Raw genomic sequence first — 12,518 nt, 5'->3', positions numbered from 1 at the left:
ATCCACCCTGTCACCATCGAACCGCCACTACCCGGACGCGGTGCGACGCCGGCCTGGTGGGTCACTCGTCGGACACGATGGCGAGTGCAGGGCAGCCACGTACTGCGTTCTTCAGTGCTTCCTGCTCGTCCGTGCCCTCCGGGCCGTCCTTGAGGGTGCTCACGACCCCGTCGTCGTCGAATCCGAACAGGCTCGGCGCAACCTCGACGCAGTTGGCTGTCTGGACGCAACGCTCAGGAAGGATCTCGTACTTGGCCATCTCTGTCTCCGTTCTTCGGCCTGCGAGGGAGGTCAGCTCCGCTCGACCAGCAGTTCCTTACGCCGTCACGACGCCGTTCTCGTATCTGATCACGCTGGGTCTGAACCGGCCGACGGCGGGAATCCGCCGGAGAGCCGCTCGAAGGCGATGTGCACCTCCACTCCGGCGACCGTCTCGCTCGAGGCGCTGACGGCCGCCGGGCCCGAGGGCGAGATGCACTCGGGCCTTGGTGTCACGTCGAGACGATCCGGGTCAGGGCCGTTGGCCGAACCGCGAGTGGTGGCCACGACCGGAGCGATGAGTCCCTCGCCGGCACACGTGCAGGCCTCGCCGCCGTCCCACTGCTCCACCTGCGCGCGACGGGGGGACTCGCGCGACGGCGCGAGTTCGGGGAGAGTGCCGGAGGGCACCAGCGCATCCGCGCCGAGAGCCCATGTGGGCGCACGAACGTCTGTCAGACCCATGGGAACCCCCTCCAGGAGCCGGCAGCCGAGCCGGACGGGCGGATGGACGTCGATGGGGATCTAGCGCAAGATCCTCATGAACAATATAGTGACCCACGCCGCTTGTGGTTCACAACACGACGCCAGCACGTTTCGACGAGCGTCCCCCGGTCCCCGGAGCAGCGACGCGTCGCCGGGGGCAACCATCGAGAGACAGGGAACTGCACGACATGACCACTCACGACCTGGAGAAGTCCGCGAACGACTTCAAGCTCTACGACCCGGAGACGCTGGCGGAACCGAACCCGTTCTGGACCGTGCTCCGCGAGACCGCGCCGGTGCACCGGGTCGACGAGGGCTTCACGCTGGTCTCGCGGTACGACGACGTGCAACAGGTGATGCGGGACCCGGACACCTTTCGTAATGGCATCAGCGCGCACTTCGCGTCCGCGGGCTCGCCCCACCAGGACTCCCCCGCCGTGGCGGCGATCATGGCCGACGCCGCTCCCTACCGCGAGGTCCTCGCGTTCGGCGACGGCGAGGCCCACGCGCGCCACCGGCGCATGGTGCGCAGCGGCTTCACCACGCGACGGGTGCGCCAGCTCGAGGACTTCGTCTCGACGGTCGTCGACGACCTGCTCGACGAGCTCGTGACCGGCGAGCCCGTGGACTTCATGAAGCAGTTCTGCAAGCGCCTGCCGATCCTGCTCATCGGCGAGATCATGGGCGTCGAGAAGGAGCGCGAGAGCGACGTCTACCGCTGGGCCACCTCTCTGATGGCGCGGGCCGCGGCACCGCCGGAGACGGAGGAGGACGCTCAGCGCATCGCGAGGGACGTCGTGGAGTTCCACCAGTACGTGTACAAGGCGGTGGCCGAGCGCCGCGAGAACCCGCGGGACGACTTCCTGTCGGAGCTGGTTGCGAACTCCGACGGGGTCGACGAGCACGAGCTCGTCCACATCTGCGCACAGCTCATCCTCGCCGGGGCCGACACGACCATCGCCTGGCTGGGCAGCATCTTCAACCTCCTGCTCGAGCACCCCGACCAGCTCGCCGAGCTCTACGCGGACCGGTCGCTGATCCCCAACGCGATGGAAGAGGCTCTGCGACTGGAGTCGGTCATCAAGACCATCTACCGGGCCACGAGTCGCGACACCGAGGTGGCCGGCCAGGCCATCCCGGCCGGCACCCTCCTCATCCCCCTGCTCCCCTCGGCCGACCGGGACGAGTCCGTCTTCCCCGACCCGACGCGGTTCGACATCCACCGCCCCAATGTCCGCAAGCACATGGCGTTCGGTTTCGGCACCCACCTCTGCGCCGGCCTCGAACTGGCGCGCGCGGAGGCACGCATCACCCTCACGAAGGTCCTGGAGCGCACGAGTGCGATCACCCGGGTGGAGGGAGAGCCACTGCCGAAGTACGTGCCTGACTTCACCGTCAGGCACATCGATCGGCTCCCGATCATCCTCCACCCCGCGGAGCGCTGAGCGTCACTGGGCCCCGACCTGAGGCGGTGACGCCGGCGACTGCCTGCGTCACCGCCTCAGGGACCTGCCGTTCACGGGCGAGGGCGTCCTCGCGCCGGGCCGCGCCGCGGCGCATGTCCTCACCACCCCGAGCCTATGGAGAGACGATGACTTTTCCCGACCCGCAGGACTGGAACCTCGTCGTCGCGAAGCTGAACGACGCCGGCGAGCCGGACTTCTTCACCGGCGCGAAGCCCGAAGCGACACTCGACATGCCCGGCGTCGTGAAGGGCGCCTGGTACTGGCGCGTGGACGACGGGCACTCGCGAGAGGCGCCCGGCTCGGTGACGAAGATCTTCGACATCGCGGGCCCGAACGGATCCACGTTCGGCGTGACGCGATTCGCCGCCAACTCAGCCGGGAAGCTGGACGTGGCCGAGGTCGGCATGGACGCGGACACCGGCCACGGCGGCGATGCAGCGATGCACGCGAGCGACACCATCGACTACGAGGTCGTGCTGTCCGGGAAGATCGACCTGGAGCTCCCCGGCGGGAAGGTCCACACCCTCGTCCCCGGCGACCTCCTCGTCATGGCGGGCGTCGCGCACGCCTGGAAGAACCCCTACGACGAGGACTGCCTCTTCCTCATGGTGACCATCGGCTACAACGTCTAGCTTCCGAGCGGGTGTGGCTTGCCTCGAGGCCCACACCCGCTCGGAATCTTCGTGCCCCTCGCCGATCGCCTGCACGAGAGTCCAAGGCCGCGGGCTCGATCGTCACGCGCCCGTGGACCGGCTGGCAACAGGCGCGCATCCCGCAGCGATGAGGATCTGCCGAACCCGGGTTGCCGGCCCGCACCGACTCCGCGCCTGGTCCGCGCAACTGCTGCGGCCTCGATCGACGGCGGTTGGAACTGGCCGTCACGGGTGTGAGCCGCCTGCTCGACCCGGTGCGAGCGGGAGCTCCCTGCTCGATCAGGGCGGCGCTGTGTCTCGCCCTCCATCGACGCCGACGTCATCCAGGACATGGGTCCGTGGCACGTCCGATGCCGACTGCGAGCCACTCTCACGAAAGGACGACCGATGAGCGAGTCCGAGAACTCGACAACAGGCGGGGCCGATCCCATGGTTGCCATGGTGGCAGCGATGGCTGCCCGAGCGGCCGCCATCAGCGTAGCCCTCGAGGAGGCGCCGAAGAACCGCCGGTTCCGGCACAACCCCCGGTTCGACTACCCCAAGCTGGTCGAGCCCCCGGCCTTCATGGGGGCGAAAGTGGTCGTGGCCAACTTCTCCGACTTCCATGTCTCGGACCCGGAGCACGTGCGCCGGCTCGATGTCGAGTGGGAGCGCGAGACACAAGGCCGCCGGACCGGCGTGCGCTGCCTGCGGGTCTTCGACGAGGACCGTCCCGGGCGTCATCTCAGCTTCAACATGTTCGCGACGGTCGAGGACTGGCTGAAGAACACCTTCCTGCCCTCCGGGCACGCGAACATGCTGCAGTACCACCCCTACGTGCGGGACTACGCCGCCACCCAGCTCTACTTCACCGACATCTGGGACAGCTTCGCCCCGGTGGACCCGAACGTCAGCTTCCTGCAGACGTTCGCCTTGGTCGTCGAGGTCGACATCGCGAACGTCGACGACATGGACGCATTCGACGAGGAGTGGCGCAAAGCGGTGGAGACGGGGCGCTTCGGCCAGCGCGTGCAGAAGGGTCGCCTCGCGGCTCCCTGGGTCGGTCCCGGCCCGATGGCCCCCGAGCGCAACAACGACCGCCCGGAGGAGAATCACCCGGGCGCCCACGTCTACTTGGCACTGTTCTCCTCGCGCGGCGAAGCCGAGGACCAGAAGGCGTGGGACTTCCTGGAGACCCTCAAGGCCAACCACAGCTCGATCGTGGAGGCCATGGAGGTCGTGAACACCTGGGTGATCCAGGACGCGTGACACTCGCTTCGGACCATCCCGCAGGGACGTCCACCGCCCTTGGCCGGGACGGCTGCCCGTTCCCTGTCGAGGCGGTGCCGTGGGGCCTTCCGAATCGCTGAGCTTCCGGACGTCGGGGCGACCACGCTCCAGGAGTGATCTGCTCCACAAAGCCGCGCCGCCGTGCCAGCGATGTCGACGCACAGATCAGCGATGGTGCGGTGCGAGTTCCCGCGCGAAGATGATCGACGACTAGCGCAGGATCTCGTTCACCTCGCGCAGCCGCGTGTTCTCCGCCATGAGCGCCCGAACCTCTTCAGACTCCGCGGTGCTCACCGCCGGCTGGGCGCCGGCATCGACCTGGGTCTGGTTCACCCAGCGACGCAAGGCCTCCCGGGAGATGCCCAGGTGCGCGCTGACGGCCTTGCAGGCCGCAGTCGGAGAGCCGTAGTCCTCGGCATGATCGAGAACGACCCGAACCGCCCGCTGCCGGAACCGGTGCAGGTACCTCTTCGGCAGGGCACCCTCCTCCTGGCCTCACCCGGAGGCGGCATCACACCGTAACTCTTCGATCGTCCCATCACGAGTGGCCCTCATGAGTGTCATACACGTGGTGGTAGGCCGGGTTCATCTGGCCGATACCCTGAGGCTGAGTCCGGTGAGACCGCAGGAGTGCGGGAAGTTCACGCGAGATGGCTTCCACGTCCCAGTAGGGCTCGTGCCGCAAGGCGTGAGCCGGGGATGCGACCTCCCAGAGCGCGATCTTCGGGCCGTCCACTCCGATGAATCGTCCGGTGACGTCCGAGGCCTCGTCCGAGGCCAACCAGACGACCAGTCCCGCAGCCTCGCTCGGCGGGAAGACTCCCAGCTCACGGGAATCCTCAGGAACGTCCCGTCCTGCCGCGACCAAGGCCTCTCGCGCCCTGTTCACCAGGTCCGCTGCCCCTGGGGTGTCCACGCCCGCCCGCACCGCATTGACGGTGATGCCGTGATCTGCCAACTCCAGGGCCCAGCTGAACGTCGCGGCGAGTACCGCACCCTTGGCTGCAGCGGTAGCCGCCCCGTCCGCGATCCCGTAGACGCCACTGCTCGCCGCCATGTTGATGATGCGACCACCGGTTCCCTGACGCAGGAAGACTCGGGCAGCAGCGCGAGCGCCGAACAACACGGCGTCCACGGTCGCCGCGAACGTGGCGCGCCACGCCTCATCGGTCTGGTCGACCACTGACACGGGGACCAGGGGGCCCGCCGCATTGTTGATCATGATGTCCAGCCGGCCGAGCTGATCGGTCGTCGTGGCCACGAGTCGATCGACGTCTTCCCTGATCGACACATCCGCGACCACTCCGATCGCCTTGCCGCCCGCCTGTGTGATCTCAGCCACCGCGAGGTCGACCGTCGCTCGGTTGCGCCCGTTCACGCACACCGCCGCCCCTCGGCGGGCGAGCTCGTCAGCGACGCCCCTCCCCCAGCCGGCCGATGAACCCGTGACGATCGCGACCCTTCCATCAAGCCTGACCTGAGCGTTCCGCTCCATCGCCTTCCTCCGTGTGTCCTGACAACGTCCGGGTTCGAATCCGCTCAGTGGTCGTGATGGTGCTGAGCCCGCATCGCCATGTGGCCGACGGACTCAGGAGGCACGCCCTAGGTGCGGAGGACGACGTTGACTGCTTCCTGACCTGCGCGTAGATGGATCATCTGCGTGTGGACGAGGCGCGCGATCCGCGGGCCCATGGCCGAGGACGCTCCTCCGATGTGCGGTGTCACGAGCACGTTGGGCAGGTGGAGGAGAGGATGGTCGTCCGGCAGCGGTTCAGGGTCGGTGACGTCCAGGGCGAACCGCAGGCGTCCCCGCTCGGCGTGCTGCGTCAGGGCCGCGGTGTCGGCGACCCTGCCGCGCGCGACGTTGACCAGGAGGGCGCCGTCGGGCATCGCCCCGAGGAAGGCCTCGTCGACGAGGCCGGTGGTGCTGTCGTTCAGCGGCACACAGACGATGACGATGTCCGCGTCCGGGAGCAGTCCGGGGAGGTCGGCAATGCCGTGCACCACACCCGTGTCCGTCTGGCGCCGGCGGCCGGCGACCCGGGTGAGCCGCACCTCGAACGGCGCCAGCCTGCTCTCGATGGCGCGTCCCACCCCGCCGTAGCCGATCAGCAGCACCGACCGGTCGGCCAGGGAAGGGTACCAGTGGCGTGCTCGGTTCGGTCCCACGCGGACGATCTCGGGCAGCCCGCGCTGAGATGCGAGGACCAAGGCCAGGGCGAACTCGGCGGTGGATGCCTCGTGCACGGAACTCGCGTTGGACACGACGTGTCCGGGGGCCAGTGCCGCACCGAAGCCGTCATAGCCGATCGTCTGCGTCTGGACCAGCCGTGGCCGGAGATCGTGCAGATGCGGCAGGCTCGCGAGCTCGCGCTGGTACGGCAGCACGACGATGTCCGGGACTTCCTCGCGATGCCAACCGCTCTGCATCTCCCAGACGACGGCATCGACGTCAGGAGGGAGCGGCCCGAGCGCCTCTCGGAAGGCCTCGTCGGGAACGCTCAGAAGCAATGTGGACGGCATGGTGTCACTTCCTGGTGACCGGGAAGGCGCTCGGCCGTGTACCGGGCCGTGCGCACATCTCGGATCGAGGCAGCCAGGACGGCGGACGGGTGGCGCCCCCGACCTTCCGCGACGGTGTGCGGTGGCGACGTCGGTAGGGGCGGCGATCCTCTGCACCCACCTCCAGGCGCTTCCGACGGACGTTCAGCCCAGCCCCGAGGACCAGCAGGAAAACGTCACAGAAGAAACACCGGGCGCGTGCCATACGGCTTGCTCACCGTGACATCGGCGGGCCGTGACACGCGCCCGGCGCTCTGGAAGTCAGGCGCAACGCTGCCTGGACGACATCAGCGGCTGGGGCAGAGGCCTCCATCGACGCCGTAGATCTGCGACGTGATGAACTTGGCGGCGGGCGAGATCAGGAATTGGAACACGGGTGCCAGTTCGGTCTCGACATCGCCGAAGTGCCCGAGCGGGATGTTGTTGCGAACCGTGCCCTCGAACGTCTTCCGATCCTCCGGGGTCATCTCTTCCATGAGCTCGACGTCGCGCTGGGTCTGCACGACCGGGTTCACGCAGTTTGCGCGGATGTTGTACTTCGCCCACTCGTACGCGATCGTCCTGGTGTAGCTGATGATCGCGCCCTTGGAGGCGGAGTACGAGGCGGTGCGGATCGGACCGTCCTTCAGGGCGCCGCCGGCGGCGACGTTCACGATGGACCCACCCTTCTCCTTGAGATGCGGGAAGACGGCCTGGCAGAGCAGACCGGTGCCCCTGGAGTTGACCTGCAGCTGCCAGTCCCAGTCGGCCAGCGGGGTCTCCTCAGCAGCCGAGAGGAGTGGTCCTCCGTGGCTGGTGATCATCGCGTCCAGCCCGCCGAGCTCCTTGACCGCCCACTCGACGCCCTCGCTGATCTCTTCGGGGCTCTGGACGTCCACGCGCCGGAACGTGACCCGACCCGGGCCGGCCTCGGTCGCCTCCTTCGCAGTCTGCGACCCCTCCTCGTCCCTGACGTCGAAGGTGATGATCTGAGCGCCCTGTCGGGCCAGGTACCGGGCGGTACCTCCACCGATTCCCCGGGCACCGCCGGTGAGCAGGACTCGCTTCCCCTCGATCGAAAAGAGCTCGTTTGCCATCTCTTCACTGCCTCCCTTTGTGACGGCTGTGTCGCCGTCTACCATATGTGATCTGCGCACGCTCGGGGCCTGTCCCCGGAGCGCTGGTCCATCGGGCGCGACGGCCGTCGGCGAGCCGGCCGACCGCGTCTCACTGCTACGGGACGAGACCGAATCGCCGGGCCGTGGCGAGGTACTCGTCCACTCCGAAGAAGGCATCGAGCGAGGCGAAGTCGATGAAATCGTCGTCGACGGACACCGACGAGCCCTCGCGCGCGAGGACCTCGAGCGCCTTGCGCATGCTCGACTCAGCAGCGAGAGTCGCCAACGTGGCGTACAGGACGACGTCCGCGCCCTGCTGACCCAGATCTGCGGCGCTCCAGCCTGGTGCGTTCGTCATCACGATGGGCACCCGACTCTCCTCGCCGAGTCGCTTGTTCTGGACCTCACCGGGCTTCTGGGCGCGGGCGAGGAACAGAGCATCCGCCCCGGCCTCCTGATAGGCGAGCAGACGGTCGATCGTGGCCTCCTCGCCCTCACCGACCAGCGCATCCGATCGGGCGATGATGAGGAAGTCGTCGGAGGTCCGCGCGTCGAGAGCTGCCTTGATCTTGTCGACTGCCTGCTTCACCGGGAGCACCTGGGGGATCCCCACGTGCTTCCCGAACACGTGGTCCTCGATGTGGGTGGCACTCGCGCCGGCTCGCTCCAGGACCCGGACCGCGTTCGCGACGTGGATCGGATTGCCGAACCCGCCCTCGCCGTCGACGATCACCGGGACCTCGACGATGGGTGCGACGCGGCGGACCACGTCCGCCATGTCCTCGAGTCCGACGAAGCCGATGTCCAACATCCCGTACTTCGCGGCAGTGACGGCGAAGCTGCCGACGTAGGCGGCCTTGAAGTCGAACGCCCGCACCAGACGGGCCGAGATGCCGTCGTAGGCAGGTGCAGCGATCAGTGGTGAGTTCTCACTGATCAGGTTCCTGAGGCTACTCACCATTGACTCTTGACTCCTTCAGTCGGGATGGGGCTGTCGCCGACGCGGCTCGGCTCGACCCGCGAGCCGAGCCGCGTGGCACATCAGCTGGCGGGGGTGTGCTTCTCGCGCAGTCCGGCCTCGGTCATCAACGGGAGCACGTCGGAGATGAACAGCTCGAGGCCCTGGGGGTACTCGTGGAAGGTCATGGTCTGGCCATCCATGCCGAGATCCGAGAGCTTCTGGAACTCCTCGACGAGCATCTCCGGACTGCCGACCACCTGCCTGTTGGCGCCCGACATCGCCACCGAGTTCCAGATGTCGGGGTTGGCCATCAGTGCTGCGTGCGTGCCGGCGTCGCCCCCCGACATCAAGCCGATGTACTTGTCGACCGCCTGGGTGTCGACAGCCTCCATCCACGCATCGGCGAAGTCACGCGCCTCCTGCTCCGTGCGCTTGACGATGATGTCGAGGTTGGACCAGATCGAGACCTGCTTGCTCAGCTTCTCCGCGTCCGCGCGGATCTTCGCGATGTTGGAAGTGAGCGCCTCCTCGTTGACCGTGCTCACGAAGATCATGTCCGCGTTGTTGACCGCGAAGCCCAGCCCCTCCTCGCTCTGGCCGGCGTTCATCACCAACGGCCGCGGCGTCTGCATCGGCTTGGGGTTCGAGATGGCGCCCTTGAGTTTGAAGAACTCACCCTCGAAGTCGAACTCCTCGGTCTCCGTCCACAGCCGGTTGACCAGGGTGAACCACTCCTGCGCGAGCCGGTAGCGCGCCTTGCGGTCCCCCATCTCCATCCCGAACTGCTCGAACTCCGGGCCGAACCACCCCGGCACGATGTTCACACCCCACCGACCACCGGAGATGTGGTCTACGGTCGCGCCCATCTTGGCGGCCATCACGGGGTGGTACAGCGGCACTGCACACGTGGTGAAGACCTGGATCCGCTCGGTGATCGCGGCCATGGCACCGGCCCACGTCCACGTCTCATAGGTGCGGTCCCAGTAGCCACTCGGCGTGTTGAACCCCTTCCACCGCGACGCCGACACCAGCGCCTCGATCCCCGCCCGATCCGCCGTCATCGCGATGTTCTTCTGGTCGTCCCAGTTCGCGACGGCCATCGAGCCGCCCATCGTGCTGACCCCGGAGGACGCGCCCGCCAGGTTGATCGAGAAGACACCCAGCTTCATCTTGTTCGGACCGCTGAAGATCGGGGAGTCGGAACGCTGGACCGTTCCATCAGCGAACGGGGTGGACTGGGTGACTTCCTGCGACATGAGCGTCATACCTTCTTCGGTGATAGGAGTTGTTGATGGCGGTCCCGTGCACCCGCTGTGGCGGGCCGTCCGGCGCCGGCTGGTAGGAAGCTGACGGTTGCCGGGGACGACGCCTCCGCGCCACGCCGTCCCTTCGCGCTGTGCCCGTCAAGTGGTGCTGTCAGGAGACCTGCCACAATTCCCTGTACTTGTCCTGGAAGTTCGGCGGGTCCCACGTGGTCTCCCCCTCCGGCATGTCCTCGGTCGTCCAGAGCTGCATGTTCAAAGTGCCGTGCTCCTCCTGGAGCGGGTCCATCCCGACGCTCACCCGGGCGATCTGGTCGAACAGCACCCAGGCGAAGCTCTCCTTCGGAGTCAGGATCGCGGCGTCGTAGTCCCCGCGCTCCACCAGTGCCACCGAGGCCTCATCGGGGAGGGAGAGGTAGATCTGGACGTCGTCCAGACCACCGGCCGCAAGTGCCTGGGGCAGCCCGCGAGCCAGGTCGGGGAAGGCCGCGACCACGTACTTGACGTCGGGGTTCTGGCGGATGGCCGCGACGATGGTGGACGCGATGTCCCCACCGAGATCAGCGGCCGAGATGCTCAGGGACTCGAGGGTGCACTGACCGCACTCGTCGGCGACCAGTTGCGCCACCGCATCGTCGATGGGCGCCAGGGCCGGGAAATCGGGCGCGTTGACGTGCAGGATGGTTCCGGTGCCCCCACTGTCGACGATCGCCTGATCCGTCATCCGCATGTTGCCGAGCATCGGGTTCTCGGCCATGGTGTTGCCGTAGAGGCCGTTGGCCTCACCCTGCGGCTCGCCGACTCCGGCCGCGAAGAAGACCGGGATCCCTGCAGCCCGGGCCGCCTCCATGCTCGGTCCCATCGTCGGGATGGTGCTGGACTGGACCACGATGTAGTCCACGCCCTCGTTGACTGCGCGGAGTACTCCGTTGCTGATCGCCTGCGGGTCCGTGCCGTCGACCGCGTTGACACGGACCTCCCACCCCAGAGCGGCGCCGGGGTCCTCGTAGTTCCGTGCAAAGTCCTCCGCGGCCGGGTTGTTCAGACGGATGATGTCGACGCGCTTGCCTTCATCCGGCCTCCGGGTCAGGGGGACGTCGACCTCGATCTCGTCCGCCGGAGTCAGGTAGGGGGCGAGACGCTCCTGCGCTGCCGCGACGGCCGCGTCGTCGGTCTCCCCGGAAGAACCGCCGCCACCACCGGAGCTGTCGCTCCCGCACGCCGCGAGAAGGGACAGCAGAACCGCGGATGAGACGGCGACGATTCCTCGCGCTCCACGGTTGGTCGAGCCGAACAAGACTTGCCTCCTGGTTGAGATGGAAAAGGAAGAACGCGAAACAGGTTGGACCACTGTCAGGCGAGGTGTCGTTGATCGTCGTCGGTCAGGCCAACACTCCACCGTCGACGAGGAACCGCAGCCCGGTGAGGGAGGACGTCTCGTTCGAGCCGCCCGGTCACCGGCTGACGGCCTGTGGGTCTTTGCCGGTGGTCGGGTTGTCGGCCGCCAGGTCCGATGGGTGCGGGCCGGCGGAGTCGGTGGGTTCGACCTGGGTGGTGGTGCGGGCGTTCTGCCGGCGGCTGAACATCACCGCGGCCACCAGGGCGATGCCGTTGAACAGCGGCGTGATCCAGAACCCGGACCCCGACGAGGACAACTGCAGACCCTGCACGCCCAGAGCCAGGGTGAAGATCGCCAGCAGCGTGCCCCACACGTTGGGCCGCAGGTTGAACTGGGTGGCTCCGAGGAACACCGCGGCGTAGGCCGGGAAGAGGAACGGCATCCCGATGGAGTTGGTGAACGTCCCCACCTGGGCGATGAACACCACCCCGGCCAGCCCGGCGATCGCCCCGCCCGCGATGAACGAGCCGATCACGACCCGCTCGGTGCGCACCCCCGACAGTCGCGCGGCCTCGCGGTTGAACCCCGAGGCGTACAGGTGGCGACCGATCTTGGTCCACTGCAGCACGTACCACACCAGCAGACCCAGGACCACGGTCACGAACAGGCCGTTGGGAACCCCGAGGGTGCGCCCCTGACCCAGGTCCATGAAGTTCTGCGGGAGCGAGGCCAGCACCTGCTCGTTGTTGGAGATCTTCAGCGCGATCGCGGCCAGGATCTGGCTGGTGCCCAGCGTCGCGATGAACGAGTTGATCCCCAACTTGCCGACCAGCAGCCCGTTGACCAGGCCGACGAACGCCGACACCAGGACAGCGATCAGACACATCGTCCACACCCCGAGACCGGGATGGTTGTTGCTCATCCAGGCCATCAGGATCACCGACAGCGCCAGATTGGTCCCCAGGCTGATGTCGAACTCACCGGCCACGAACGGCAGCAGCGCCGCCAACGCGAGGATGCCCACGACCGCCTGACTGCGGGCGACGCTCTGGAAGGTGATCTCGGAGAGGAACAGATCAGGAATCGTGATGCCGAAGATCACGATGATCAGGACCAGCAGGTACAACACGCTGACCCGCCTGGGGCTCAGCGCACCCAGCACACC

General features: G+C 67.5%; 13 protein-coding genes. 3 read left to right on the top strand and 10 right to left on the bottom strand.

Features of this window, described 5'->3' with window-relative positions:
- Positions 1 to 61: 61 nt before the first annotated feature.
- Positions 62 to 259, bottom strand: a complete 198-nt coding sequence (locus ACWIZO_RS15350) for a ferredoxin (protein ID WP_448638516.1) — start codon at positions 257 to 259, stop codon at positions 62 to 64.
- 89 nt (positions 260 to 348) lie between these two features.
- Positions 349 to 723 (bottom strand): hypothetical protein, encoded by a 375-nt coding sequence (locus tag ACWIZO_RS15345; protein ID WP_448638515.1) that lies wholly within the window; start codon positions 721 to 723, stop codon positions 349 to 351.
- 209 nt (positions 724 to 932) lie between these two features.
- Here ACWIZO_RS15345 and ACWIZO_RS15340 point away from each other — a divergent pair, with 209 nt between their 5' ends.
- From ACWIZO_RS15340 to ACWIZO_RS15330, 3 genes are all read left to right on the top strand, one after another.
- Entirely contained in the window at positions 933 to 2,189 is a 1,257-nt protein-coding gene (locus ACWIZO_RS15340; protein WP_448638514.1) for a cytochrome P450, read from the top strand.
- A gap of 146 nt (positions 2,190 to 2,335) precedes the next feature.
- On the top strand, positions 2,336 to 2,842 hold the full coding sequence (locus ACWIZO_RS15335) for a cupin domain-containing protein (RefSeq protein ID WP_448638513.1): 507 nt from the start codon (positions 2,336 to 2,338) through the stop codon (positions 2,840 to 2,842).
- Positions 2,843 to 3,250: 408 nt separating this feature from the next.
- The gene (locus tag ACWIZO_RS15330; protein WP_448638512.1) at positions 3,251 to 4,111 is read left to right on the top strand and encodes a hypothetical protein; all 861 of its coding nucleotides are present in this window, start codon (positions 3,251 to 3,253) and stop codon (positions 4,109 to 4,111) included.
- A gap of 231 nt (positions 4,112 to 4,342) precedes the next feature.
- Here ACWIZO_RS15330 and ACWIZO_RS15325 read toward each other — a convergent pair whose 3' ends face one another.
- The 8 genes from ACWIZO_RS15325 to ACWIZO_RS15290 all read right to left on the bottom strand — a co-directional run bounded on the left by ACWIZO_RS15325 (position 4,343) and on the right by ACWIZO_RS15290 (position 12,482).
- Positions 4,343 to 4,594, bottom strand: a complete 252-nt coding sequence (locus ACWIZO_RS15325; protein ID WP_448642965.1) for a transposase — start codon at positions 4,592 to 4,594, stop codon at positions 4,343 to 4,345.
- Between the two features lie 76 nt (positions 4,595 to 4,670).
- Entirely contained in the window at positions 4,671 to 5,627 is a 957-nt protein-coding gene (locus ACWIZO_RS15320) for an SDR family NAD(P)-dependent oxidoreductase (protein ID WP_448638511.1), read from the bottom strand.
- 107 nt (positions 5,628 to 5,734) lie between these two features.
- The gene (locus tag ACWIZO_RS15315; protein WP_448638510.1) at positions 5,735 to 6,655 is read right to left on the bottom strand and encodes a 2-hydroxyacid dehydrogenase; all 921 of its coding nucleotides are present in this window, start codon (positions 6,653 to 6,655) and stop codon (positions 5,735 to 5,737) included.
- 326 nt (positions 6,656 to 6,981) lie between these two features.
- Complete coding sequence (locus tag ACWIZO_RS15310; protein ID WP_448638509.1) at positions 6,982 to 7,770, bottom strand: SDR family NAD(P)-dependent oxidoreductase; 789 nt, start codon at positions 7,768 to 7,770, stop codon at positions 6,982 to 6,984.
- 136 nt (positions 7,771 to 7,906) lie between these two features.
- Complete coding sequence (locus tag ACWIZO_RS15305; RefSeq protein WP_448638508.1) at positions 7,907 to 8,752, bottom strand: isocitrate lyase/PEP mutase family protein; 846 nt, start codon at positions 8,750 to 8,752, stop codon at positions 7,907 to 7,909.
- Positions 8,753 to 8,832: 80 nt separating this feature from the next.
- Entirely contained in the window at positions 8,833 to 10,017 is a 1,185-nt protein-coding gene (locus ACWIZO_RS15300; protein WP_448638507.1) for an LLM class flavin-dependent oxidoreductase, read from the bottom strand.
- Positions 10,018 to 10,168: 151 nt separating this feature from the next.
- Entirely contained in the window at positions 10,169 to 11,311 is a 1,143-nt protein-coding gene (locus ACWIZO_RS15295) for a sugar ABC transporter substrate-binding protein (protein ID WP_448638506.1), read from the bottom strand.
- A gap of 157 nt (positions 11,312 to 11,468) precedes the next feature.
- Positions 11,469 to 12,482 carry an ABC transporter permease gene (locus ACWIZO_RS15290; protein WP_448638503.1) on the bottom strand — a complete coding sequence of 338 codons (1,014 nt, stop codon included), beginning with the start codon at positions 12,480 to 12,482 and terminating at the stop codon, positions 11,469 to 11,471.
- Between the last annotated feature and the right edge of the window lie 36 nt (positions 12,483 to 12,518).

It is taken from the genome of Geodermatophilus sp. URMC 63 (assembly GCF_053502565.1).
This window is presented reverse-complemented; position numbering and strand designations above follow the sequence as displayed.

What these genes read in the sequence shown, in the direction of transcription:
- ACWIZO_RS15350 (WP_448638516.1), bottom strand. Translation starts at nt 259, where the DNA reads ATGGCCAAGTACGAGATCCTTCCTGAGCGTTGCGTCCAGACAGCCAAC.
- ACWIZO_RS15345 (WP_448638515.1), bottom strand. Translation starts at nt 723, where the DNA reads ATGGGTCTGACAGACGTTCGTGCGCCCACATGGGCTCTCGGCGCGGAT.
- ACWIZO_RS15340 (WP_448638514.1), top strand. Translation starts at nt 933, where the DNA reads ATGACCACTCACGACCTGGAGAAGTCCGCGAACGACTTCAAGCTCTAC.
- ACWIZO_RS15335 (WP_448638513.1), top strand. Translation starts at nt 2,336, where the DNA reads ATGACTTTTCCCGACCCGCAGGACTGGAACCTCGTCGTCGCGAAGCTG.
- ACWIZO_RS15330 (WP_448638512.1), top strand. Translation starts at nt 3,251, where the DNA reads ATGAGCGAGTCCGAGAACTCGACAACAGGCGGGGCCGATCCCATGGTT.
- ACWIZO_RS15320 (WP_448638511.1), bottom strand. Translation starts at nt 5,627, where the DNA reads ATGGAGCGGAACGCTCAGGTCAGGCTTGATGGAAGGGTCGCGATCGTC.
- ACWIZO_RS15315 (WP_448638510.1), bottom strand. Translation starts at nt 6,655, where the DNA reads ATGCCGTCCACATTGCTTCTGAGCGTTCCCGACGAGGCCTTCCGAGAG.
- ACWIZO_RS15310 (WP_448638509.1), bottom strand. Translation starts at nt 7,770, where the DNA reads ATGGCAAACGAGCTCTTTTCGATCGAGGGGAAGCGAGTCCTGCTCACC.
- ACWIZO_RS15305 (WP_448638508.1), bottom strand. Translation starts at nt 8,752, where the DNA reads ATGGTGAGTAGCCTCAGGAACCTGATCAGTGAGAACTCACCACTGATC.
- ACWIZO_RS15300 (WP_448638507.1), bottom strand. Translation starts at nt 10,017, where the DNA reads ATGACGCTCATGTCGCAGGAAGTCACCCAGTCCACCCCGTTCGCTGAT.